The 23,956-nt window shown below is 69.0% G+C and carries 20 protein-coding genes and 1 riboswitch; of the genes, 10 read left to right on the top strand and 10 right to left on the bottom strand.

Translation table 11 applies throughout. The annotated features are described in order from the left end of the window. Positions 1-61: 61 nt before the first annotated feature. The 3 genes from glpK to B7438_RS08875 all read right to left on the bottom strand — a co-directional run bounded on the left by glpK (position 62) and on the right by B7438_RS08875 (position 4,302). Entirely contained in the window at positions 62-1,582 is a 1,521-nt protein-coding gene (glpK, locus tag B7438_RS08865; protein WP_085369188.1) for a glycerol kinase GlpK, read from the bottom strand. A 69-nt stretch (positions 1,583-1,651) separates the two neighbouring features. Next, on the bottom strand, positions 1,652-2,380 hold the full coding sequence (locus B7438_RS08870; protein WP_247597407.1) for an MIP/aquaporin family protein: 729 nt from the start codon (positions 2,378-2,380) through the stop codon (positions 1,652-1,654). Positions 2,381-2,559: 179 nt separating this feature from the next. Further along, positions 2,560-4,302: a glycerol-3-phosphate dehydrogenase/oxidase gene (locus B7438_RS08875; RefSeq protein WP_256921940.1), complete on the bottom strand. Its 1,743-nt coding sequence runs from the start codon at positions 4,300-4,302 to the stop codon at positions 2,560-2,562. A 123-nt stretch (positions 4,303-4,425) separates the two neighbouring features. Between B7438_RS08875 and B7438_RS08880 the strand changes: the two genes are divergently transcribed. The 7 genes from B7438_RS08880 (at position 4,426) to B7438_RS08910 (ending at position 11,459) form a co-directional block, all read left to right on the top strand. Further along, positions 4,426-5,403: a sugar-binding transcriptional regulator gene (locus tag B7438_RS08880; RefSeq protein ID WP_085369191.1), complete on the top strand. Its 978-nt coding sequence runs from the start codon at positions 4,426-4,428 to the stop codon at positions 5,401-5,403. Between the two features lie 4 nt (positions 5,404-5,407). Further along, complete coding sequence (locus tag B7438_RS08885; protein WP_085369192.1) at positions 5,408-6,259, top strand: SDR family oxidoreductase; 852 nt, start codon at positions 5,408-5,410, stop codon at positions 6,257-6,259. Positions 6,260-6,311: 52 nt separating this feature from the next. After that, a riboswitch (FMN riboswitch) is annotated at positions 6,312-6,472 on the top strand. 90 nt (positions 6,473-6,562) lie between these two features. Next, positions 6,563-7,585 carry a bifunctional diaminohydroxyphosphoribosylaminopyrimidine deaminase/5-amino-6-(5-phosphoribosylamino)uracil reductase RibD gene (gene ribD, locus B7438_RS08890; RefSeq protein ID WP_256921941.1) on the top strand — a complete coding sequence of 341 codons (1,023 nt, stop codon included), beginning with the start codon at positions 6,563-6,565 and terminating at the stop codon, positions 7,583-7,585. A 2-nt stretch (positions 7,586-7,587) separates the two neighbouring features. Further along, on the top strand, positions 7,588-8,229 hold the full coding sequence (locus B7438_RS08895) for a riboflavin synthase (RefSeq protein WP_085369194.1): 642 nt from the start codon (positions 7,588-7,590) through the stop codon (positions 8,227-8,229). Continuing rightward, positions 8,226-9,494 carry a GTP cyclohydrolase II gene (ribA, locus tag B7438_RS08900; protein WP_085369195.1) on the top strand — a complete coding sequence of 423 codons (1,269 nt, stop codon included), beginning with the start codon at positions 8,226-8,228 and terminating at the stop codon, positions 9,492-9,494. Before B7438_RS08895 ends, ribA begins: the two co-directional genes overlap by 4 nt. Beyond that, positions 9,491-9,976 carry a 6,7-dimethyl-8-ribityllumazine synthase gene (gene ribH / locus B7438_RS08905; RefSeq protein WP_085369196.1) on the top strand — a complete coding sequence of 162 codons (486 nt, stop codon included), beginning with the start codon at positions 9,491-9,493 and terminating at the stop codon, positions 9,974-9,976. The genes ribA and ribH overlap by 4 nt, the downstream gene beginning before the upstream one ends. Positions 9,977-9,998: 22 nt before the next feature. Beyond that, positions 9,999-11,459, top strand: coding sequence for an ATP-binding protein (locus B7438_RS08910; protein WP_085369197.1), 1,461 nt, complete (start codon positions 9,999-10,001; stop codon positions 11,457-11,459). Positions 11,460-11,532: 73 nt separating this feature from the next. Here B7438_RS08910 and B7438_RS08915 read toward each other — a convergent pair whose 3' ends face one another. Further along, positions 11,533-12,027 (bottom strand): DUF2269 family protein, encoded by a 495-nt coding sequence (locus B7438_RS08915; protein WP_085369198.1) that lies wholly within the window; start codon positions 12,025-12,027, stop codon positions 11,533-11,535. 187 nt (positions 12,028-12,214) lie between these two features. Here B7438_RS08915 and B7438_RS08920 point away from each other — a divergent pair, with 187 nt between their 5' ends. Continuing rightward, positions 12,215-13,612, top strand: a complete 1,398-nt coding sequence (locus tag B7438_RS08920; protein WP_085369199.1) for an MFS transporter — start codon at positions 12,215-12,217, stop codon at positions 13,610-13,612. 14 nt (positions 13,613-13,626) lie between these two features. Here the strand turns inward: B7438_RS08920 and B7438_RS08925 are convergent, their stop codons facing one another. The 3 genes from B7438_RS08925 to B7438_RS08935 are packed head-to-tail and all read right to left on the bottom strand — an operon-like array spanning position 13,627 to position 16,237. Further along, on the bottom strand, positions 13,627-14,436 hold the full coding sequence (locus B7438_RS08925; RefSeq protein WP_256921949.1) for an ABC transporter permease: 810 nt from the start codon (positions 14,434-14,436) through the stop codon (positions 13,627-13,629). Positions 14,437-14,468: 32 nt separating this feature from the next. After that, on the bottom strand, positions 14,469-15,314 hold the full coding sequence (locus tag B7438_RS08930; protein ID WP_085369201.1) for an ABC transporter permease: 846 nt from the start codon (positions 15,312-15,314) through the stop codon (positions 14,469-14,471). Then, a complete protein-coding gene (locus B7438_RS08935) occupies positions 15,311-16,237 on the bottom strand; it encodes an ABC transporter ATP-binding protein (protein ID WP_085369202.1) in 927 nt (308 codons plus the stop codon). The genes B7438_RS08930 and B7438_RS08935 overlap by 4 nt, the downstream gene beginning before the upstream one ends. Positions 16,238-16,371: 134 nt before the next feature. Between B7438_RS08935 and B7438_RS08940 the strand changes: the two genes are divergently transcribed. Further along, positions 16,372-18,369, top strand: coding sequence for an ABC transporter ATP-binding protein (locus tag B7438_RS08940; protein ID WP_085369203.1), 1,998 nt, complete (start codon positions 16,372-16,374; stop codon positions 18,367-18,369). Between the two features lie 123 nt (positions 18,370-18,492). On the opposite strand, the gene B7438_RS08945 is transcribed toward B7438_RS08940, so the two are convergent. Then, positions 18,493-20,328 (bottom strand): phosphoenolpyruvate carboxykinase (GTP), encoded by a 1,836-nt coding sequence (locus B7438_RS08945; protein WP_085369204.1) that lies wholly within the window; start codon positions 20,326-20,328, stop codon positions 18,493-18,495. Between the two features lie 115 nt (positions 20,329-20,443). Here B7438_RS08945 and B7438_RS08950 point away from each other — a divergent pair, with 115 nt between their 5' ends. Continuing rightward, on the top strand, positions 20,444-21,886 hold the full coding sequence (locus B7438_RS08950) for a helix-turn-helix domain-containing protein (protein ID WP_085369205.1): 1,443 nt from the start codon (positions 20,444-20,446) through the stop codon (positions 21,884-21,886). Between the two features lie 94 nt (positions 21,887-21,980). Here the strand turns inward: B7438_RS08950 and B7438_RS08955 are convergent, their stop codons facing one another. Both B7438_RS08955 and B7438_RS08960 read right to left on the bottom strand, forming a co-directional pair. Continuing rightward, positions 21,981-22,742 (bottom strand): 3-hydroxyacyl-CoA dehydrogenase, encoded by a 762-nt coding sequence (locus B7438_RS08955; protein ID WP_085369206.1) that lies wholly within the window; start codon positions 22,740-22,742, stop codon positions 21,981-21,983. A gap of 26 nt (positions 22,743-22,768) precedes the next feature. Continuing rightward, entirely contained in the window at positions 22,769-23,956 is a 1,188-nt protein-coding gene (locus tag B7438_RS08960) for a thiolase family protein (protein WP_085369207.1), read from the bottom strand.

Genomic DNA, 23,956 nt, shown 5'->3' on the forward strand with positions numbered 1-23,956 from the left:
GCCCCTGAACGCGAGAACGCCGCCCGGCTGAGCCGGGCGGCGTTCGTCGTGGTGGTGCTGACTAGGCGTTCTGCACGTCTTCGTCGACCCAGTCGAAGGTCTTCGTGACGGCCTTCTTCCAGAGGCGGAGCTGACGGTCGCGCTCGTCCGCATCCATCTTCGGCTCCCAGCGGCTGTCCTCCTGCCAGTTCTTGCGCAGGTCGTCCAGGTTCTCCCAGAAGCCCGTCGCGAGACCGGCGGCGTACGCGGCACCCAGCGCGGTCGTCTCCGCGACGACCGGGCGGATGACGGGGACGCCGAGGATGTCGGCCTGGAACTGCATCAGGGTGTTGTTGGCGATCATGCCGCCGTCCACCTTGAGCTCGGTGAGGTCCACGCCGGAGTCCGCGTTGACCGCATCCAGCACCTCGCGGGTCTGGAAGGCCGTGGCCTCCAGGGCGGCGCGGGCGATGTGTCCCTTGTTGACGTACCGGGTGAGGCCGACGAGCGCACCACGCGCATCCGACCGCCAGTACGGCGCGAACAGACCGGAGAACGCCGGAACGAAGTACGCTCCGCCGTTGTCCTCGACCGTCTTCGCCAGCTCCTCGATCTCCGGGGCGCTCGAGATGATGCCCAGGTTGTCGCGCAGCCACTGCACCAGCGAACCGGTGACGGCGATGGAACCCTCGAGGGCGTAGTGCGGCTTCGCGTCGCCGAGCTTGTAGCCCAGCGTCGTCAGCAGACCGTTCTTCGAGTGGACGATCTCCTCACCCGTGTTGAAGATGAGGAAGTTGCCCGTGCCGTAGGTGTTCTTGGACTCGCCGGTGTCGAACGCGGCCTGGCCGAACGTGGCCGCCTGCTGGTCGCCGAGGATGCCGGCGACCGGCACCTCGCGGAGCAGGCTGGACGGCTCGACCTGGCCGTAGACCTCGGACGAGCTCTTAATCTCCGGGAGCATCGACTTCGGGACGCCGAACACCTCGAGGATGTCGTCGCGCCAGCTGAGCGTCTCGAGGTCCATGAACAGGGTGCGGGAGGCGTTCGTCACGTCGGTGGCGTGCACACCGCCGTCCGGGCCGCCGGTCAGGTTCCAGAGCACCCACGAGTCCGTGGTGCCGAAGAGCAGGTCCCCGGCCTCCGCGCGCTCGCGTGCGCCTTCGACGTTCTCCAGGATCCAGACGATCTTGGTGCCGGAGAAGTAGGTCGCCAGCGGAAGGCCGACGATCGGCTTGAAGCGCTCGACGCCGCCGTCGGCCGCCAGGCGGTCCACGATCGGCTGCGTGCGGGTGTCCTGCCAGACGATGGCGTTGTAGACGGGCTCGCCGGTGTTCTTGTCCCAGACCACCGCGGTCTCGCGCTGGTTGGTGATGCCGACAGCAGCGATGTCGTGACGGGTGAGGTCCGCCTTCGACAGAGCCTGGCCGATCACCTCGCGGGTGTTGTTCCAGATCTCGACGGGGTTGTGCTCGACCCAGCCGGCCTTCGGGAAGATCTGCTCGTGCTCCAGCTGACCGGTCGAGACGATCGACCCGGACTTGTCGAAGATGATCGCACGGGTACTGGTCGTGCCCTGATCGATGGCGACAACGTACTCGGCCATAGGTAACTCCTTTGTTTTGGGGGGTGGGACTGACGCGGGCCGATCCGTTTCCGGATCGGCCCGCGGGTATTACTTGAGGATGGGGAGCAGGATGATGCCGAGCCAGCCGGCGAGGAGACCGCCGATGATCGGGCCGACGACGGGAACCCAGGAGTACGACCAGTCGCTCGAGCCCTTGCCCTTGATCGGCAGGATCGCGTGCGCGATGCGCGGACCGAGGTCACGGGCAGGGTTGATGGCGTATCCGGTCGGGCCACCGAGGCTGGCGCCGATGCCGATCACCAGGAGGGCGACGGGCAGAGCACCGAGGGCGGCGAGACCGGCGGCCTGGCCGGGCTGGTGACCGAACGCGATCACCACGAACACCAGCACGAAGGTGCCGATGATCTCCGTCACGAGGTTCCACGCGTAGCTGCGGATCGCCGGGCCGGTCGAGAAGACGCCGAGCTTGTTGGCGGGCTCAGGCTCCTCGTCGAAGTGCTTCTTGTACGCCAGCCAGGTGAGGACGGCGCCGATGATGGCACCGATCAGCTGAGCCAGGATGTACAAGGCCACGACACCGAAGTTCACCGGAACCAGCGTGTGCGCGGCGGCGGAGCCGAAGGCCTTGGCGCCGTTGGCGACAAGTCCGAGCGTCACAGCGGGGTTCAGATGGGCGCCGGAGTTGTAGGAAACGATCACACCGGCGAAGACCGCGAGGCCCCAGCCGATGTTCACCATCAGGAACCCGCCGTTGAAGCCCTTGTTCTTGATGAGTGCGACGTTCGCCACGACGCCGGTACCGAGGAGGACGAGCATCGCCGTGCCCACCAACTCCGACAGGAAATCTACACCGATATTGTCCACGTTGACCTTCCAGTTGTTCAGTTGACCCGCACCCTGTTGTGCGATGTGGTGTGGTTCTCGTCAGGGTGGGCAATTGAACGCTATTAGCGCCAGCCCACCGTGACAAGAACCGTGCTATGCACGTTCGTGCATCATCGGAGCGCCGCGGCTTCGCTGCCGTCCTCCGACTCGAGGTGCACCCGGTGGGCGTCGGCGAGTTCCGCTATGAATGCATCTTCCTCCTCAGACCGCCGAATTGGCGACCATCCGAGTGCGTTCGCCACGATTTCGCCCACCTCACGCACGAGACCGCCGCTGATTCCGCCGACGAACGCGATGCTGGTGCGGCGCAGGAAGACGTCGGAGAGGTGCGCGACGTGCTCGGTGCGCACCAGGTAGTCGATCTCTGCGCGCGAGTAGTCCGGCGCCCCGGCGAGACGGGTGTCGTCGTCGTCGCTGCCCGCGATGGCGTCGATCACGTACGTCGCCTTGGTGCCGTAGCGGTGCAGCAGCTGGGATGCGCGCTCGGCTCCCACGTCTGCGCCGTACCTGGCCACCCAGTCGCGCTCCGCCGCGGGCGTCGACGGGAAGCCGGCGCCTCCACCGATGGCGAGACCGGCGGTGGACACCCTGCGGGACGCGCCGAGCGCATCCAGGGTCTCGTTGGCCAGGTGCTCGCTCAGCGCGCGGAACGTCGTCCACTTGCCGCCCACCAGGCTGAGGACCGCGGTGGAGCCGAGGCCGTCGATGGTGCCGGGCACGATGCGGTAGTCACGCGAGACGAAACCGGGGGCGGTGTCGTCATGGTGCGGCAGCGGGCGGACGCCGGAGAAGCTGTAGACGATCTGCGAACGGGTCACCGGGATCGTTGGGAAAACGTGCGAGACCAGCTCGATGAAGTAGTCGATCTCGTCCTCGGTGCACACGGCGCGCTCGGACATGTCCGCTTCGAGGTCGGTGGTGCCGACCATGACGCGGCCCTTGAGCGGGTAGATCAGCACGATGCGGCCGTCGTTGTTCTCGAAGAACATCTCGCGGCCCTTGCACGCCTCGAGCAGCTCCTGGTTGTCGAGGACGATGTGCGAGCCCTTCGTGCCTCCCATGAACTCCGTGCTGCGGCCGAGCGCTGCGTTGGTGAGGTCTGTCCACGGACCGGACGCGTTCACGACCACGTCGGCGACGATGCTGAACTCCTCGCCCGTCTCGCGGTCGCGGACGAGCACTCCCCCGTCGCGCGTGCCGATCGCCTCGACGTAGTTGGCCGCGCGGGCGTGCGGGCCGGCCGCGAGACCGTCGGCCAGCACATCCAGGGCCAGGCGCTCCGGGTCGTGGACGCTGGCATCGAAGTACGTCGCGGTGTACTTGATGCCGGGGTTCAGCTCCGGCTGGGTCTCCAGCGACTTCTTCTTGCCGGAGAACTGGTGGCGGGGCACGCTGCCACCGTCGCGCGAGAACGAGTCGTAGATCGTCAGGCCGGTCTTGATGAGGAACGCCCCGCGCTCCTTCGGCTTGCCCTGCTTGTGGGTGAGGAAGCGCAGCGGGGCGGCCAGGATGCCCGAGAAGGTGGAGAAGATCGGGATGGTGGTCTGCAGCGGCTTGACGTAGTGCGGCGCGATCTTGAGCAGGCCGTTGCGCTCGGTCACCGACTCCCTGACCAGCCGGAACTCGCCGTTCTCCAGGTAGCGGACGCCGCCGTGGATCATGTGGCTCGACGCTGCGGACGCTCCGGAGACGAAGTCGTTGCGCTCGACGAGGATCACGTCGACGCCCTGCAGGGCCAGGTCGCGGAAGGTGCCGAGGCCGTTGATGCCACCGCCGATGACGAGCACCCTGGCGTTCGGGCGTTCGCGAAGTCGTTCGACCTCGGTGCGGGTTGCGTTCGACTTCGTTGCCACGGCTACTCCTGTTTTTCCTCGGGGCGGATTTCTGCCAGCTATAGTTTTCGATGCCCGGACACTTTGTTCAAGCTGGCTGCACATACGTGCAACCGCAGCTCGACGAGAGAAGACGACACCCGAATGCCCACCAACGACACCGAGAACCTGCCGGAGAAGACCCGCGACGCTCTCAAAGCAGGCCACCTCTACTACATGCAGGACCTGACGATGGAAGCCATCGCCCACGAGATGCACACCTCGCGGTCCAGCGTTTCCCGCCTGCTCAGCTACGCCCGCGCCTCCGGTCTGGTCACCATCCAGATCGCCACCCCACACGAAGGGGCGACGCGCATCCAGCAGGACATCCACGAGCGCTACGGCATCGCCGCGCACATCGTGCCGATGCCGAGCGCCATCAGCGACGTGGACAGGCTGGAGCGCGTCGCCATCTCCGCTGCACGGATTCTCGACAGGTTCATCGACTCCAACCAGACGGTAGGGATCGCGTGGGGGTCCACGATGAGCGCCCTCAGCAGGCACCTCATCCCGAAAGACCTGCACAACCTCGAATTCGTGCAGCTGAACGGAGCGGGCAACACGTACACGACCGGCGTGCTCTACGCGTCGGAGATCCTGCGCCGCTTCGGCGACACGTTCTCCGGCACGATCCAGGAGTTCCCCGTGCCTGCCCTGTTCGACGACCCGCAGACCAAGACGGCGATGTGGCGCGAGCGCAGCACCCGGCGCATCCTGGACATCCAGGAGCGGATGGATGTGGCGATCTTCGGCCTCGGCTCGCCCTTCTCCGAGGTGCGCTCGCACGTCTACGCCGGCGGCTACCTCGACCAGGCCGACTACGCATCCCTCGACGAGTCCGGCGTGGTCGGCGACGTGGCAACCGTGTTCTTCCGCGAAGACGGCAGCCACCACGGCATCCCGCTGAACGAACGGGCGAGCGGGCCGGACATCGACCTGATCAAGCGCGTGCCGCGCCGCGTCTGCGTCGTGTCGGGGCCGTCCAAGGTGCACAGCCTCCGCGGTGCGCTCTCCGCCGAGCTCATCACCGACCTGATCGTGGACGAAGGGACTGCCCGCGCACTGGTTTCGCTGCGAGACTGAGCACATGACCGCATCCGTCCTGCTCATCACCGGCACCTCCACCGGCATCGGCCGCTCCTCCGCCATCGCGGCGGCCCGCGCCGGCCACACCGTCGTCGCCACCATGCGCGACCTCGCCAAGCGCGGACCACTGGACGCCGCCGCCGCAGAAGCAGGGGTGACGCTCGACGTGCACGCCCTGGATGTGACGGACCCCGCATCCATCGACGCCTGCTTCGCGCACATCCGGTCGCAGCACGGACGGCTGGATGCGCTGCTCAACAACGCGGGCTCCGGCCACGTCGGCACGATCGAGGACGAGTCCGTCCAGGAGGTGCGCGACGTGATGGAGGTCAACTTCTTCGGCGTCGTCGCCGTGACGAAGGCGGCCTTGCCGATGCTGCGCGAGACGGGAGGCCGGATGCTGACCGTGTCGAGCGTCGGCGGAGTGGTCGGCCAGCCGTTCAACGAGGCGTACTGCGCCGCGAAGTTCGCCGTCGAGGGGTTCATGGAGTCGCTGACCCCGGTGGCCGGAGCGCTCGGCGTGCGCGTGACCGTCATCGAGCCGGGCGCCGTCACGACCGAGTTCGTCGCGAACGTCGGAGCAGACAGCTCCGCGCCGGCCGCCGACTCCCCGTACCGTCCCCTGTTCGACGCCTACCTGGCGAGGACGGCCGCGGCGTTCGACCCGGCGAACGCGCAGACTCCGGAAGGCGTCGCCGACGTGATCGTCGCGCTGCTCGCCGACGAACATCCGGCGGCCAGGGTGCAGCCGTCCGAGGCGGCGAAGCGCTTCGCAGGCGTGAAGCTCGCCGACCTCGACGGGTCGGCCGTGCAGACGCTCACGGCGGGCTGGATCGCGCAGCAGCCCGCGTAACAGTGCGACGGGAATAGTCCGCACACCGAGGCGTTGACTAGACTCAGAACACAAACGTGCTCCGGGGTCGGTGAAAGTCCGAACCGGCGGTGATAGTCCGCGAGCGGGGCTGCGTGAGAGCGCAGCACTGTTGAGCCGGTGAAACTCCGGCACCGACGGTAATGGGGTCAGGCAACGCCTGGCCACTCAGTCCGGATGGGAGGCAGCACGGGTGGCGGCCGCATGCGGTCGCCGGCCACGCGACCCCGGCACACGTCTCGCTACAAGAGACAGGACCGATCTGGGATGACGTGGGACGCGGCGATGAGAACCGCCATCGAACTCGCTCACAACGGGCCGGCCACGGGTGTGAACCCGCGGGTCGGCTGCGTGATCCTCGACGCAGCAGGCGCGACCATCGCCGAAGGCTGGCACCGCGGGGTCGGCACCCCGCACGCCGAAGTGGATGCGCTCTCCAAGCTCGGCGAAGGAGAAGCCGCCGGCGCGACGGCCGTCGTCACCCTCGAACCGTGCAACCACTGGGGCCACACCGGTCCGTGCTCCGAGGCCCTCATCGAGGCGGGCGTCGCACGGGTCGTCTACGCGGCCACCGACCCCGGCCACTCCTCCAGCGGAGGAGCCGCGCGGCTGCGCGAGGCCGGCGTCGAGGTGATCGGCGGTGTGCTCGCCGACGAGGTCGAGGCGTTCCTCGGCGACTGGCTCACGGCCGCGCGCCTCGGCCGTCCGTACATCACGGTCAAATGGGCGAGCAGCCTCGACGGCCGCGCGGCGGCCGACGACGGCACGAGCACCTGGATCACCGGTGCCGCTGCCCGGCAGCGCGTGCACGAGCAGCGCGAAGCGTCCGACGCCATCGTGGTCGGCACAGGCACCGTGCTCGCCGACGACCCCAGCCTCACCGCCCGCGGAGACGCCGGCGAACTCCTGCGCACCCAGCCCACCCCCGTCGTGGTCGGGATGCGCGCCGTGCCCAAGGACGCGGCGGTCTTCCGTCATCCGAACCCGGTGATCTTCGAGGGGACGCACGACGTGCACGACGTGGTCGCCGACCTGCACCAGCGCGGCTTCCGCCGGGTCTACGTCGAGGGAGGGCCGACGCTCGCGAGCGCGTTCATCGAGGCCGGACTGGTCGACGAGTACGCCATCTACCTCGCGCCCACCCTGCTCGGCGGCAGCAAGGTCGCCATCGGGGAAATCGGCGTGGGGACGATCTCCGAGCAGCGGCTGCTGTGCATCCACTCGATCGAGCAGCTGGGGGCCGACCTGTTCATCCGGGCCGCGCCGGAACGACAGCATCCAGAGCAGTCACAGAGAGAAGGCAACTGAGCATGTTCACCGGAATCATCGAAGAGCTGGGCGAGATCGTCGCCGTCGACCTCGGCGACGACGCGGCACGGATCACCGTGCGTGGTCCCATCGCCGTCAGCGACGCGAAGCACGGCGACTCGATCTCGGTCAGCGGCGTCTGCCTCACCGTCATCGACCAGGATGCGGAGACGTTCACGGCGGACGTCATGGCGGAGACACTCGCGATGAGCACCCTGGACGGCGTCCAGCCCGGCCGCACGGTCAACCTCGAGCGCGCAGCCCAGGTGGGCGACCGCCTCGGCGGCCACATCGTGCAGGGCCACATCGACGGAACGGCGGAGGTCATCGCCATCACGGACGGCAGCGCCTGGCGCGTCGTGCGGCTCAGCCTCGACCCGGAGCACGCTCCGCTCGTCGCCCGCAAGGGATCGATCGCCATCGACGGCGTCTCGCTCACGGTGAGCGAGGTAGGAGGGACCATCGACGACGGCTGGTTCGAGGTGTCCCTCATCCCGGAGACGCTCGCGGCCACCACCCTCGGCGAACGCGTCGTCGGCGACCGCGTCAACATCGAGACCGACATCCTGGCCAGGCACGTCGAGCGGATGCTCGGCCTCGGCTACGGACCACTGACAGCAGAACCCGAACGGAGCGCATCATGAGCCTCGCCACCATCCCCCAGGCCTTGAGCGAACTGCGCGCCGGCCGACCGGTCATCGTCGCGGACAACGAGAGCCGCGAGAACGAGGGCGACGTCATCCTCGCCGCGGAGCTGGCCAGCCAGGAGTGGATCGCCTGGACGGTCAAGAACTCGTCCGGCTTCATCTGCGCACCGATGACCAACGAGATCGCCGACCGGCTCGACCTGCCGGTGATGGTCGCCACCAACGAGGACTCGCGCGGCACCAACTACACGGTGAGCGTGGATGCGGCCGACCGGCTCAGCACCGGCATCAGCGCCGCGGACCGCGCCCACACGCTGCGCGTGCTCGCCGACCTCGACTCCGTCCCGGCCAGCCTGCACCGGCCGGGCCACATCCTGCCGCTGCGCGCCATGGACGGCGGAGTGCGGGAACGCGACGGCCACACCGAGGCTGCGGTCGACCTGCTGAAGCTCGCCGGCCTCACCCCGGTGGGAGCCATCGCCGAGATCGTCGCGGACGACGGCGAGATGATGCGCCTGCCCGGGCTGATCGAGCTGGGCGAGCGCGAGGGCGTGCTCGTCATCACCATCGAGGCGCTGATCGCCTACCTGCAGGAGTTCCACTGCGACCAGCAGCTCGAGACGGTCACCCCGATCCCCGAGACCTCGCGGGTGATCTTCGAGGTCGAGACGACGGTGCCGACCACGCACGGCTCGTTCAAGATGCGCGCATACCGGGACAGGATGACCGGCGCCGACCACGTGGCCATCGTCTCCGGCCGGCCCAGCGCGTCCGGAACACTGGTGCGGGTGCACTCCGAGTGCCTCACCGGCGAGGCGTTCGGCTCGCTCAAGTGCGAGTGCGGTCCGCAGCTCGACGCTGCGCTCGACACGATCCAGCGGGAGGGCGGCGTGGTCGTCTACCTGCGCGGTCACGAGGGCAGGGGCATCGGGCTCATCAACAAGCTGCGCGCGTACAAGCTGCAGGAGGAGGGTCTCGACACCCTGGATGCGAACCTCGCCCTCGGCCTGCCCATCGACGCCCGCGACTACGGGGCGGCCACTGCCATCCTGCAGGAGCTCGGCATCCAGTCGGTGCGCCTCCTCACCAACAACCCGGAGAAGGTGCGCCAGCTCGAAGAGCACGGCATCGCCGTCGAGGAGCGCGTTCCGCTCGTCGTGGGCGTCGGCACCTTCAACGAGGGATACCTCGAAACCAAGCGTGACCGCATGGGTCACCTCTTCACCCCTGCAGAGCAGACAGCCGAAAGGACAGCACGATGAGCGGAGCGGGAGCCCCGAACGCCGAGGAGACCGTGGACGGAACCGGCCTGAACGTGGTCATCGTCGCCGGGACCTGGCACGATCAGATCACCGACGGCCTGATCGCGGGAGCGCAGCGCACGCTGGAGGCGTCGGGAGCGACGTTCTCGCTGGTGCGCGTGCCCGGCAGCTTCGAGCTGCCAGTGGTGAGCAAGGCCGCGCTGGAGTCCGGTGCGGATGCCGTGGTCGCCCTCGGTGTCATCATCCGGGGCGGCACGCCGCACTTCGAGTACGTGTCGTCCGCTGCGACGGACGGGCTCACCCGTGTCGCCATCGACACCGGCAAGCCGGTCGGTTTCGGCGTGCTGACGCTCGACGACGAGGCGCAGGGCATCGACAGGGCCGGCCTGGCCGACTCGCGCGAGGACAAGGGCGCGGAGGCGGCGCACGCCGCGCTCAGCACGGCGCTGACCCTCCGGGCCCTGCGGGCACCGCGCGGCTGAGGCCATGCCATAGGGTCTCTGCATGAACGTCTCGACTGGACCGTCGTCAGCACCGGAGCCCGAAGACCAGCGCACCACGTCGTTCCTCGACGTGTTCGCGGAGTTCATGGCGACGGTGAACGAGCGCGCGTCGCACAGCAAGGCCGCAGGCGGCCCCACCGTCGCCGGCGCGCTCGCCGACCACCTCGGGACGGATCCGCGCGCCCTTCCCGTGGTGTCGGAGACCGTCTCCGCGCTGCGCGCCACCGACGCCGACGTCGCGATCGAGACGGTCGTCTCGCAGCACGGGGGCGGGCGGCTGGTCGGCATCGGCGGCGGCGAGCAGCGCATCCACACGTCGTTCTCGGAGATCGTCGAGCACTCGGCGATGTGGGGGCAGTTCCCGATCGGAGCCGTCGACTACGCGCGCGCCGCGACCGGACCGGACACCGAACGGCGCACGGTCGCGTTCGGGCTGCACCTGTTCCACGTCGACGGCTCCCCCGTCGCGGTCCTCCAGCGTGCTGCGAGCCCGCGCTACGGGAACCAGGGGGCACTCGAGGTGATGAGCGCCGACGAGGACGTGACACTCGGACTGCTCGCCACCCTCCGCGAGGCCATGATCGAGCACAGCGTGCTGCGCGGACAGGTCGTCACGTTCACGGCGTCGGACTACAACCCGGCCTCCGGAGGGATGACGTTCCTCCGGAGGGAGCGCATCCCGGCCTCCGATGTGATCCTTCCCGACGGCACTCTCGACCGGATCGAGCGGCAGGTGCTCGGGGTCGCGCGATTCCGCGACGCCCTCCTCGCCGCCGGTCAGCACCTGAAGCGCGGCGTCCTCCTCTACGGGCCGCCGGGAACAGGGAAGACGCACACCATCCGTCACCTGGTCGGCGAGTCGCCGGAGACCACCGTCATCCTGCTCGCGGGCGGGGCGCTCCGGCTGGTCGGGCTCGCCGCAGAGACCGCGCGCGCGTTGCAGCCCGCCGTCGTCGTCCTGGAGGATTGCGACCTGATCGCCGAGGACCGCTCCTTCCACGACGGGCCTCAGCCCCTGCTCTTCGACGTCCTCGACGCGATGGACGGTCTGGGCAACGACGCGGACGTGGCGTTCGTGCTGACCACGAACAGGGCAGACCTGCTGGAGCGCGCGCTCGCGCAGCGGCCGGGCAGGGTGGACCTGGCGGTGGAGATCCCGCTCCCGGACGACACGGCTCGGCGCAGGCTGTTCGAGCTCTACCGGGGCACGCTGCCGTTCGGCGTCGAGGCGTTGACGCGGGCGGCGGACCTCAGCCAGGGCGTCACGGCGTCGTTCGTCAAGGAGGCCGTGCGACGCGCCGTGCTTCGGGCCGCGGAGGCCGGGCACGACGTCGGCGACGACGACCTGCTGTCCGCGGTGCACGAGATGACGGCGGACAGCGAGCAGATCACCCGGTCGCTGCTCGGGTCACCGCCGGACGACCTCGACGACGACCCTGCCCTGGCAGCGAGATACCAGTAACTGCGGCGAAACGCCCGGGATGCTCGACAGATAGTGGCATCTCGCCAACGGGCGGGGGCGGGGGCAGGTCGGCCTACGGCTTCCAGACCATGAGCACGACGACGAGCACGAGCAGCAGCGAGGCGACGCCGGACCCTGCCGCGATCGCCGGGTAGCCGCGGGAAGACAGGTCGGCGGCCTCGGCCGCCGGGGTCTGCCCGGCCGCGACGGCGGCTGGTGCACCGGATGTCGCACGAACCTCGAGCGCTTCGGCCGCGCGCTTCATGGCGGGCACGACCACGAACAGCGTCAGGCCGAGGGCGATGACGTAGGCGATGATCGACCACAGGATCCAGGGCGTCGTGACCGAGGTCTTGTACTTCGGGTCGGACATCCCCATCACGCCGAAGCCGAAGACGACCACGAGCAGCGACAGCAGCGAGAAGATGTTGGTCGACTTCGCCAGGGTGGTCACCTGTCCCGCGTTTCCGGCGCGGACGGCGCGCATGGCGGTCATCGGGAGGATGGCCATCGGGCCGACGATGAAGACGGCAGACACGACGTGCAGAACAGCGAACAGAGTATCCATGCCTCCAGCGTAGCGATCCGGTCCGTCGCCCGGTTTCTGGCCTGCCGCGGCTCCGACGTATGGTGGAGGGGCGCCACAAGCGCCGTACCCACCGATTTTCTGCTCACGAGTTCGCGAGACGCCCGACCGACGCCCGCATCCACAGCATCGTTCACTGTTCGTCACGCACCCCGGAAGTAGCACCCCCATGTCTTCGACGGCCTCCGTCACCCCACCAGCCGCACCAGCGAATACGCGCGGCCGCGTCATCCTCGCCAGCCTCATCGGCACGTCGATCGAGTTCTACGACTTCTACGTCTACGCGACCGCCGCCGTCCTGGTGTTCCCCGCCCTGTTCTTCACGAACGAAGACCCGACCACCGCGTTGCTCGCGTCATTCGCCGTCTTCGGCGTCGCCTTCATCGCGCGCCCGGTCGGCTCCATCCTGTTCGGGCACTTCGGCGACAGGATCGGCCGCAAGGGCACCCTCGTCGGCTCGCTGCTGACGATGGGCATCGCGACCGTCCTCATCGGCTGCCTGCCCACCGCTCAGGTGCCGGGCTGGGAGTTCTGGGCGCCGTTCCTCCTCGTGATCATGCGCTTCTGCCAGGGGCTCGGCCTCGGCGGCGAGTGGAGTGGAGCCGCCCTGCTGGCGACGGAGAACGCACCGGCGGGCAAGCGCGCGATCTACGGCACGTTCCCGCAGCTCGGCGCCCCGATCGGCTTCATCATCGCCAACCTGCTGTTCCTGGTCCTCAACCTCTCGATGAGCCCGGAGGCGTTCAGCGCGTGGGGCTGGCGAGTGCCGTTCCTGCTCAGCGCCATCCTGGTGATCGTCGGCCTGTACGTGCGGCTCAAGCTCGTCGAGACCCCCGCGTTCCAGAAGGTCGTCGACACCGGCGAGGTTGCCAAGCTGCCGCTCGCCCGCGTGTTCAAGACCAGCTGGTACCAGATCATCCTCGGCACGTTCATCATGCTGGCCACCTACGTGCTGTTCTACCTGATGACCGCGTTCACCCTCACATACGGCACGACGGCCGCCACCGAGGCGTCCGCGCGTGCGGCGGCGGAGAAGGCGGGCAAGGCGTTCGATCCCGCCGCCTTCGTCCCCGGCCTCGGCTACACCCGCAACGAGTTCCTCATCATGCTCATCGTCGGTGTCGTGTTCTTCGGAATCTTCACCCTGGTGGCCGGACCGCTCGCCGAACGCTACGGTCGCCGCAAGACGCTGATCTGGGTCACACTCGGGATCATCGTCTTCGGTCTGCTGTTCGTCCCGCTCTTCGGAGGCGGCTTCGTCGGCACGATGGCCCTGCTCATCGTCGGCTTCACCCTGATGGGCCTCACCTTCGGCCCGATGGGCGCCCAGCTGCCCGAATTGTTCCCCACGAACGTGCGCTACACCGGCTCTGCCATCGCGTACAACCTGGCCAGCGTGCTCGGCGCGGCCGTCGCACCGACCATCGCCGTCTGGCTGTGGACGATGGCGCACGGCTCGACGGTCTGGGTCGGCGTCTACCTGTCCCTCGCCGGAGTGCTGACGCTGATCGCGCTGTTCCTCAGCAAGGAGACGAAGGACGTGGACTTCAACGAGAACGTCTCGTAGCGGCGGCGCGGCGGCTAGTCCAGGAACAGCGCGCGCAGCCGCCGCGTGGTCAGGATGAGCCCGAGCACGATCATCACCACGAAGTACAGCACGTGCCAGAGCAGGCCGGCGTCGACGGCGCCGGTGGTCAGGCTGCGGACCAGTTCGACGCCGTGCCAGAGCGGGAGAGCCTGGATGACCACCTGGATCGCCGGCGGGTAGACCGTGATCGGGTAGAACGTGGCCGAGAGCAGGAACATCGGCAGCATGACGAAGTTGATCCAGTCCATCTGCTGGAAGGTCTTCATGTAGCTGGTGATGCCCATCCCGAAGCTGGCGAAGCCGAATGCGATCAGCAGCACGGCGGGGAGCGCGAGGATCGCCCACCACGACAGGTTGAGCCCGAGCGCCTGCATCACCAGCATGAAGCCGAGAGCGTAGAGCGCCCCGCGCGCCAGCGCGAGCAGGATCTCGCCGAGAGCCACGTCGAGCGGGCCGAGCGAGGTGGAGAGCATCCCCTCGTAGAGCTTCGCGAAGTGCATCTTGAAGAACACGTTCCAGGTGGAGTCGTAGACCGCGCCGTTCATCGCCGCCGTCGCCAGGAGCGCCGGGGCGATGAACGCCGCGTACCCGACCTCCTGCCCGGACGACGTCGTCACCTGACCGACCATCGCCCCGAGGCCGACGCCGAGCGACAGCAGGTAGAAGATCGGCTCGAAGAACCCGGAGACGATCACGAGCCAGTTGGTGCTGCGGGTGGCGAGCCAACCGCGCTGCATGACACTGGATGCGTTCCCCGCGTAGAGCGCGCTCAGCGGCCTGGTGTGCGCCACGGTCGCGATCAGCGGCTCGTCGGCGGTGGTCTGCCTCTGCCCGCTCACTTGTTCAGCCTCCTCGCTGCGATCCGGCGGGTCCACATCCAGAACACGACGAACAGGGCGACCAGATAGAGCACGTGCGTGATCGTGAGCCAAAGCGGCTCCGCCATGCCGTAGGTGAACACCCTGGCGAGCTCCGAGGCGTGCCAGAGCGGGGACAGCCAGCCGATCCACTGCAGGAACCACGGCATCGCGGTCAGCGGGAAGAAGGTGCCGGAGAACAGGGTCATCGGCAGCAGCACGAAGCGCATCACCAGTGCGAGCTGCCCCGTGTCCTGTTCGAGCGTTGCCACGTACGTCATCACCGGGACGCCGAACGCCACCCCCGCGAGCACGGCGACCGGGATGGCGAGGAACCCGGCGGCGGACGGGACGGCGCCGAACAGCACCATGACGACGTAGTAGATGATGCTGGCTGTGAACAGGCGAGCGACCACCGAGATCACCAGCCCGTCGATGATCTGGCCGGCGGCGATCGGGGCGGCGTTCATGCCGTAGAACGTCGGGTTCCACTTGAAGCCGAGCATCACCGGGTATGTGAACTCCTCGCTCGCGATCGTGACAGCGGCCGTGCAGAGCAGGGCCGGCGCCACGAACGCGAGATAGCTGACGCCGTCGACGCCCTGCTCCCCCAGGTTCTTGCTGACCAGGCTGCCGAGCCCGACGCCCATCGCGAAGAGGTAGAGCAGCGGGTAGCCGATGGCGGTCATCAGCACCGTCTGCAGGTAGGAGCGCATCACGCGGAAGCGGTGCTCCGCGACGTACCACGCCCCGAATCTGCGCGGCTTGACGGCGGCCGCGATGGCGAGCTGCGCATCCGGGGCGGTGCCTGCTGTCGTCGTCATTCGATCAGGCTCCTGCCGGTGAGCCGGAGGAACACGTCTTCGAGGCTGGACCTCCGCACCAGGCTGGTGATCGGGTGCAGGCCGCGCTCGGTGATGCGCACCAGCTCCGCCTCGCCGTCGTCGCTGTAGACCAGGATGCGGTCGGGCAGCACCTCGATGCGCTCCCCGATGCCGTCGAGCCGCTCGGCCACCTCGCTGTTGCGATCGGACCCGAACCGCACCTCCAGCACCTCGCGCGAGGAGTACTCGCGGATGAGCGACGCCGGAGAGCCCTCCGCCATGATGCTGCCCTTGTCCACGACCACCAGCCGGTCGCAGAGCTGTTCGGCCTCATCCATGTAGTGCGTGGTGAGCACGAGCGTCGTTCCCTGCTCCTTGAGCCGGAACAGGCGGTCCCAGAGGATGTGCCGCGCCTGCGGGTCGAGGCCGGTGGTCGGCTCGTCCAGCAACAGGATGCGCGGGTCGTTGATGAGCGCGCGTGCGATGGTGAGGCGCCGCTTCATGCCGCCGGAGAGGTCGTCGACCTTGGCCTTCGCCTTGTCCTCCAGCTGCGCGAACGCCAGCAGCTCATCGGCCCGCTTGCGCACGCGGGCGCCCGGCAGGCCGAAGTACCTGCCGTAGACGATGAGGTTGTCGCGCACCCGGAGCTCGGTGTCGAGGTTGTCCGCCTGCGGGACGACCCCCAGCTGCGACCGGATCTCCGGCCCGTGGCTGTTCGGGTCGAGGCCCAGGATGCTCAGCTCACCGCCCGTGCGCGTGGAGACTGCCCCGACCATCCGCATCGTGGTCGACTTGCCCGCGCCGTTCGGGCCGAGCAGCCCGAACGACTCCCCGGGCGCGACCTCGAAGCTGATGCCGTTGACGGCGGCGAACTCCTTGTACTTCTTGACGAGGTTGTTCGCGGTGATGACAGGCGTTGGCATAGTTCATCACGATAGACCGATCCCCGGACATCTGAGCAAACAAGCAGTCGGCAGGAAGTACGGTCGAAGTAGCACTCGGTTCCCGGCGCATCCCGAACCTCCCCACGAATCCCGAAAAGACGAACGAGACAGTCATGACCACCGAACAGACCAGCCAACCGCGGCGACGCCTCGGCCGACCAGGCAAGGGCGACGACGAAGGCCCCCGCGCGAAGTTCAGCCAACTCCTTCCCTACCTGTTCGAGCACAAGGCCGTGCTGAGCGTCGTCATCGTGCTCAGCGTGCTCGGCGCTGCCGCGAGCCTCGCCCAGCCGCTGCTGGTCAGCCAGGTGATCGACATCGTCGGCAAGCAGCAGCCGCTCGGCGGCCTGGTCTGGCTGCTGGTGATCCTCGTGGTGGTCTCCGCCCTGATCTCCGGCTACCAGCACTACCTGCTTCAGCGCACGGGTGAGGGCGTCGTGCTCTCCTCCCGCCGCAGGCTGGTGGCCCGAATGCTCAACCTCCCGATCAGCGAGTTCGACACCCGCCGCACCGGCGATCTGGTGTCGCGGGTCGGCTCGGACACCACGCTGCTGCGCGCCGTGCTCACGCAGGGCCTGGTGGAGGCCATCGGCGGCGCCCTCACCTTCATCGGCGCTCTGATCGCGATGCTCATCATCGACCCGGTGCTGCTCGGGCTGACCGTGCTCGTCATCGCGGTGTCGATCGTGGTCGTCACCCTTCTCTCCGGGCGCATCCGGGTGGCCAGCCAGCGGGCTCAGGCGAAGGTCGGGGATCTCGCCGCCTCCGTCGAGCGGGCGATCAGCTCGGTGCGCACCATCCGTGCCGCCAACGCGACGGACCGCGAGATCGCGGCGATCGACGCCGACGCGACCGGCGCATGGAAGATGGGGATCCAGGTCGCGAAGATCTCGGCGCTCGTCGTCCCTGTCGCCGGCATCGCGATGCAGGTGTCGTTCCTGGTGGTGCTCGGCGTCGGCGGTTTCCGCGTGGCGAGCGGCGCCATCACGGTGGCGAACCTGGTGGCGTTCATCCTGTTCCTGTTCATGATGATCCTGCCGCTCGGCCAGGCGTTCGGCGCCGTCACGGCGGTGAACTCCGCGCTCGGCGCTCTCGGTCGCATCCAGGAGATCATCGACCTGCCTGCCGAGGACCAGCACGACAGGGACATCGCCCCGCTCGCCCTCAGCATCGGCGCCGCCAACGAAGGGCTCGCACCGGATGCGCCCGCGATCGAGTTCGCGGACGTGCACTTCTCCTACCCGGACTCCTCGGTGAAGGCGGAGCCGACGCCGGACGGAACGCCGCAGGAAGCAACCGCGGCCGACGGCGCCGCCAGCATGGAGCGGCTCGCGTTCGAGGCGATGGGCGGCACGGACATCGTCGCCGAGGCCGAGGTCGCCGCCGGGCGAGGAGACGGGGAAACGGACGGGGCAGGAAAGCACCGACTCTCCGGTGTGCTGCACGGCGTGAGCTTCTCCGCCCCGCGCGGCAAGCGCACCGCGCTCGTCGGGCCGTCCGGCGCAGGCAAGTCGACCATCCTGGCGCTGATCGAGCGTTTCTACGACCCGACCGCCGGCGAGGTGCGCTTCGGCGGCCTCGACGTGCGCACCCTCGACCGCGCAGCACTGCGCGGCCAGATCGGCTACGTCGAGCAGGACGCCCCCGTGCTGGCCGGCTCGCTGCGCGACAACCTCAAGCTCGCGGCTCCGGATGCGACGGACGAGGAGTGCATCCAGGTGCTGCACGCCGTCAACCTCACCGAGGTGCTCGAACGCGACGACAAGGGCCTGGATGCTCCGGTCGGCGAAGACGGCATCATGCTGTCCGGAGGCGAGCGCCAGCGTCTCGCCATCGGCCGCGCGCTGCTCGCCGCCCCTCCCGTGCTGCTGCTCGACGAGTCGACGTCGAGCCTCGACGGACGCAACGAGCAGCTGATGCGCGAGGCGATCGACGCCGTGGCCGAGGACCGGACCCTCATCGTCATCGCGCACAGGCTCTCGACGGTCGTCGACTCCGACCAGATCGTCGTGCTCGACCACGGCCGCGTGCTCAATACCGGAACCCACTCCGAGCTGGTCGCCTCCACCCCCCTCTACCGCGACCTCGCCAAGCACCAGCTGCTCGTCTGACCAAAAGATCGAGTCCGAACTTGTTCAGGCGACACGCCGGGGAGCGGGGTGAACAAGTTCGGACTCGATTGTGTACCCGCGGTCAGGCGCGGGGGTCGGGGCGCGGACGCGGCGCCGCTGCGGCTAGGCGCGCAGGTGGTAGCGCAGCGACGCGAGCTCGGCGCGCAGCGCGGCGGGCACCCGGTCGCCGAACCGGGAGAAGAACTCCTCGGTGAGGTCGCACTCGGCCAGCCAGGAGTCCCTGTCCACGTCGAACAGCGCATCCACGTCGGCGTCGGGCAGGTCGAGCCCGTCGAGGTCGAGTTCGGCGGGGATCGGCAGACGGCCGATCGGAGCATCCACTGCCCGAGCGCTGCCCTCGACGCGACGCACGATCCACTCGATCACGCGGGCGTTCTCGCTGAATCCCGGCCAGAGGAACCGGCCGCCCTCGCCCTTGCGGAACCAGTTGACCTGGAAGATCGCCGGGGCGTTCGAGCCGAGCTTCTCCCCCATCCGGAGCCAGTGGCCCCAGTAGTCGGCCATGTTGTATCCGCAGAACGGCAGCATCGCGAACGGGTCGCGGCGCAGCTCGCCGACGGTGCCCTCCGCGGCGGCCGTCTGCTCGGACGAGATGGTCGCACCGAGGAAGACGCCGTGGTTCCAGTCACGGGACTGCGCGACGAGCGGCACGTTGGTGGCCCGGCGCCCGCCGAACAGGATCGCGTCGATCGGCACCCCGTCGAACGCGTCCCAGTCGTCGGAGATCGCCGGGCACTGTGCGGCCGACACCGTGAACCGGGAGTTGGGATGCGCGGCGGGACGGCCGCTCGCCGGCGTCCAGTCCTCCCCGCGCCAGTCGATGAGGTGCGCGGGCGGCTCCTCGGTGAGGCCCTCCCACCACACGTCGCCGTCGTCGCGCAGCGCGACGTTCGTGAAGATCGTGTTGCCCCACAGCGTGTCGACCGCCGTGGCGTTCGTGGCCGGCCCCGTGCCGGGTGCGACGCCGAAGAAGCCAGCCTCCGGGTTGATCGCGCGCAGGCGGCCGTCCGGCCCCTGACGCAGCCAGGCGATGTCGTCTCCGACCGTCTCCACCGTCCAGCCCGGGATGCTCGGACGGAGCATCGCGAGGTTCGTCTTGCCGCACGCGGACGGGAACGCCGCGGCGATGTGGAACGCTCGCCCCTCCGGCGACGTCACCTTGACGATCAGCATGTGCTCGGCCAGCCAGCCCTCGTCCCGCGCCATCACCGAGGCGATGCGCAGCGCGAAGCACTTCTTGGCCAGGATCGCGTTCCCGCCGTAGCCGGAGCCGTACGACCAGATCTCCCTGGTCTCGGGGAATTGCACGATGTACTTGGTCTCGTTGCAGGGCCAGGCGACGTCGTCGTGGCGCGTGCCGTCCGCATCCACCAGGGGTGCGCCGACGCTGTGCACCGTCGCGACCCACGGCTGCCCTGCCTCGATGAGGGTGAGGACCGTCGAGGTGACGCGGGTCATCATCCCGAGGCTGACGGCGACGTACGCGGAGTCGGTGAGCTGCACGCCGACCTGCGAGATCGGGCCGCCCACCGGGCCCATCGAGAACGGGACGACGTACATGGTGCGACCGCGCATGCTGCCGGTGAAGACCTCGCGCAGCTCTGCGCGCATCCCCTCCGGTTCGCGCCAGTTGTTGGTGGGGCCTGCGTCGGTCTCGTCGACGGAGCAGATGAAGGTGCGGTCCTCGACCCTGGCCACGTCGCCGGGGTCCGTGCGGGCGAGGAAGCTGTTCGGCCGCCACTCCGGGTTCAGGCGGATGAGCTTGCCTTCCGCGACGAGCTGCTTGGTGAGCCTGTCTGCTTCGGCGAGCGATCCGTCGCACCAGACGACGTCGTCCGGCTGCGTGATGGCGGCGATGTCGGCGACCCAGGCGCGCAGGGCGTCCAGGCGGTCCGGCTGGTCATCGAGGTCGGAGAGCGGGAGCTCGGCGAGTGTCATTCCGGAGTCCTCTCGGGTTGAAAGTTTGGCTGTGAACCAAGCATCCGTGAGTTTTCCGGCTCAATCTGCGTCGAAAGCCTGGAAAGAATCGCGATTCTTTCGCTATCGTGAAGGCATGGAGCAGTCCACCGCCGACGTTGCCACTCTCGGCCACCGCATCAGGCACTTCCGTACCCAGCGCGGGCTCACCCTCGACGAGCTGAGCGCCGCCACCGGGGTCGCGGCGAGCCAGCTGTCGCTCATTGAGAACGGCAAGCGCGAGCCGCGCGTCACGCTGCTCACCACCCTGGCGACGGCGCTCGGGGTCCAGCTGGCCGATCTGCTGTCCGCCGAGCCACCGGATGCGCGGGCCGCCCTCGAGATCGAGCTCGCCAGGGCGCAGCGCGGCCCGCTCTACAGCTCACTCGGGCTCCCGTCCGTCAAGCCGACCAAGGGAACGCCGACGGAGACGCTGGAAGCGCTCGTCGGGATGCACAGGGAGCTCAGCAGGCGCGCATCGGAGGCCATCGCCACCCCGGAGGAGGCCCGCAGGGCCAACACCGAGCTGCGCGAGCGGATGCGGGCGCAGAACAACTACATCGCGGAGATCGAAGAGCTGGCCGAGGAGCGCGTGCGTGCCTCCGGGCACACCCACGGCGCGCTCACCCACCGCGAGGTCAGCATCATGGCCGAGCAACTCGGCTTCGACCTGATCTACGTCAACGACCTGCCGCACTCCGCCCGCTCGATCACCGACCTCGCCAACGGGCGCATCTACCTGCCGCCCGCGAGCATCCCGGGCGGTCACGGCCTGCGGTCGATGGCGCTGCAGGCGATGGCGCACAGGCTGCTCGGCCACGAGCGCCCGCAGAGCTACGCGGACTTCCTGCGGCAGCGGCTCGAGATCAACTACTTCGCGGCGTCGTGCCTGATGCCCAGGGAGGCGGCCGTCGGCTTCCTGAAGCAGGCCAAGGACGACAAGGACATCGCGGTCGAGGACTTCCGGGATGCGTTCGGCGTCACCCACGAAGCCGCGGCGCTCCGGCTCACCAACCTGGCGACCACGCACCTCGACATGACGCTGCACTTCCTGCGCGTCGGCGACGACGGGGCACTCTACAAGGGCTACGAGAACGACGGCCTTCCGCTGCCGACCGATGTGACCGGATCCATCGAAGGCCAGATCGTCTGCCGCAAGTGGGGAGCGCGGTCGGCGTTCACGCACACCAACCGAACCACGGAGATGTACCAGTACACCGACACCCCGGCCGGCACGTACTGGTGCGCCACCCAGACCGGCACGACCTCGGCCGGCGGGTTCTCGATCAGCGTCGGCGTGCCGTTCGACCAGGCCAAGTGGTTCCGCGGGAGGGAGACGACGGCGCGGGCCGAGTCGCACTGCCCGGACGAGTCGTGCTGCAAGCGCCCGCCCGCCGGGCTCGCGAACCGCTGGGCGGGCCAGGCGTGGCCGAGCGCGCGCCTCCACGCGCACATCCTCTCTCCGCTGCCCTCCGGCTCGTTCCCCGGCGTCGACGACTCCGACGTCTACACCTTCCTTGAGGCCCACTCCGCCTCCTGACCGCCGTCCCCAAGCAATCGAGCCGGGACTTATGCACGCCTGATCCCGGCGTGTCGCGTGCATAAGTCCCGGCTCGATTGCTGCGGGGCCCGGGTCAGCGGGGCTGCATCCGGATGGCTCCGTCGAGGCGGATGGTCTCGCCGTTGAGCATGGGGTTGGCGATGATGTGGAGGGCGAGGGCGGCGTATTCGGCCGGCTTGCCGAGGCGGGAGGGGTGCGGCACCTGGGCGGCGAGCGAGTCCTGGGCAGGCTGCGGGAGGCCGGCCATCATGGGGGTCTCGAAGATGCCGGGCGCGATCGTGACCACCCGGATGAGGTCTCTGGCGAACTCGCGGGCCAGCGGCAGCGTCATGGCCGCCACTCCGCCCTTCGACGCCGAGTACGCCGACTGCCCGATCTGGCCGTCGAAGGCGGCGACGGATGCGGTGTTCACGATCACACCGCGCTCCTCCCCCAGCGCCTCGGTCTGCACCATCGCAGCTCCGGCCAGGCGCACGACGTTGAACGTCCCGATGAGGTTCACCCTGATCACCCTCTCGAACTGTTCGAGGGGAAGGACGCCGTCCCTGCCGAGCACCTTCGCCGCCGTCGCGATCCCCGCGCAGTTGACCACCACCCGCAGCGGGCCGAGCGTCGACGCGACCTCCACCGCCGCCCGCACCTGATCCTCGTTGGCCACGTCGGCGGCCACGAACCGCGCGGTCGGGCCGAGGGCCGTCGCCGCCTTCTCGCCCTCCGAGCCCGGCAGGTCGAGCACCACCACGTGCGCGCCTGCCTCGGTGAGGGCACGGGCCGTGGCGTTGCCGAGCCCGCTGGCGCCGCCGGTGACGATGGCCGAGCATCCGTCGATCTGCATGGTGTTCCCTTTCGCGTGTGCCGCGTTCAGCGGAGGACTTCGATGATGGTGGCGTTGGCGGTGCCTCCGCCTTCGCACATGGTCTGCAGGCCATAACGGCCACCGGATGCTTCGAGTTCGCTCAGCAGGGTGGCCAGCAGCCGTGTGCCGGACGAGCCGAGCGCGTGCCCGAGCGCGATGGCGCCACCGTGCGGGTTCAGCTTCGCCGGATCGGTGTCGAACTCGCGCTGCCACAGCAACGGGATGGGCGCGAACGCCTCGTTCACCTCGTACGCGTCGATCTCGTCCAACCGCAGGCCGCTGCGGTCGAGCACCTTCCGCGTCGCAGGGAGCACGCCGGTGAGCATCAGCAGCGGGTCGCTCCCGGCCACCGCGAAGCTGTGGAAGCGCGCCCGCGGCCGCAGCCCGAGCCGCTCGGCGGCCTCAGCGCTCATGATGAGCGCCGCAGACGCCCCGTCGGTGAGCGGGGAGGAGTTGCCCGGCGTGATCCGCCAGTCCAGCTGCGGGAAGCGCTCGGCGAGGGCCTCGGTGCGGAACGACGGCTTCAGCGCGGCCAGCGCATCCGGTGTGGTGCCCGGCCGGATGGTTTCGTCGGCCGTGACGCTTCCGCTGTCCGGCGTCGGCACGGGCACCAGCTCGCCGTCGAACGCTCCCGATGACGCGGCCGATGCGGCGAGCGCGTGCGAGCGGGCGGCGAAGTCGTCGAGCTCGGTGCGCGGGAACCCCCACTGCTCGGCGATCAGCTCGGCGGAGACACCCTGGTTGACCAGCCCGTCCGGGTAGCGGTGCGTCAGCAGCGCCCCTCCGATGGATGCGCCGCCCACGTTCGATCCCATCGGCGCGCGGCTCATAGACTCCACCCCGCACGCGATCACGATGTCGTACGCGCCCGCGATCACGCCCTGCGCCGCGAATGCCGCCGCCTGCTGGCTCGACCCGCACTGCCGGTCGATGGTGACGCCGGGGACGCTCTCCGGGAAGCCGGCGCTGAGCACGGCCGTCCTGGTGATGTTGCCGGCCTGCTCGCCCGCCTGGGTGACGCATCCGCCGATCACGTCGTCGACGAGCGCAGGGTCGAGCACGTTGCGGTGCAGCAGTTCGACCAGCACCCCGGCGAGCAGGTCGGCCGGGTGGATGTCCGAGAGCGCCCCTCCCGGCTTGCCGCGCCCGGAGGGGGTGCGGATCACGTCGACGATGACCGCTTCGGCTGCCAT

It is taken from the genome of Leifsonia sp. NCR5 (assembly GCF_002105485.1).
In the GTDB taxonomy this organism is placed as follows: domain Bacteria; phylum Actinomycetota; class Actinomycetes; order Actinomycetales; family Microbacteriaceae; genus Leifsonia.